This window comes from Marseilla massiliensis (assembly GCF_016899955.1).
GTDB lineage: Bacteria > Bacteroidota > Bacteroidia > Bacteroidales > Bacteroidaceae > Prevotella > Prevotella intestinigallinarum.
This window is the reverse complement of sequence record NZ_JACJJL010000100.1, coordinates 1-493: the sequence shown is the minus strand read 5'-3', so window position 1 is coordinate 493 and position 493 is coordinate 1. Positions and strand designations below refer to the sequence as shown.

The 493-nt window shown below is 31.4% G+C and carries 1 protein-coding gene; it reads left to right on the top strand.

Going from position 1 to position 493, the window contains the following annotated elements; genetic code table 11:
- On the top strand, positions 1 to 407 hold a 407-nt coding region (locus tag H6B30_RS16080), incomplete at its 5' end, for a hypothetical protein (protein ID WP_205112250.1).
- Positions 408 to 493: the final 86 nt, after the last annotated feature.

Genomic DNA, 493 nt, shown 5'->3' with positions numbered 1-493 from the left:
TTAATTTAAAGGATGGGACACACTTAGGTTTTAAGGCACCAAATTTAAGAAACATAGATATATATCGTTCTCCGAAAATATTGAATCTTAATTTTTTATTGGATTTAAAGGAACTAAGATGTATTTATTTAGACGGACTTAGCAATGTTGAAGAAATGCCGGATTTAAGTAGCCTTCATTCTTTAACCTGTATGTCTTTTGCCAATATGAAGCGGCTACAAAGTTTTCCTTTATACCACGAGAATTTAAAAAACTTATACTTGCAATCGCCTCTTGATTCATTGAATAATGTAATTCCTGAAAATCTTCCTAACCTAAAGCGTATAAGTGTAAATTTGGGAAGTGATAAAAAAAGCGAAATGATATTAGATAGATTCAAAGGCATTTGTGAAGTTGGTATATGGTAAAAAAACAAGGTTGCTAACAAACAGATGAAACTTTTAAGGAGGTTTATCTGCCTTAACATTAACGTGAATTCGTCGAACTCACGTTA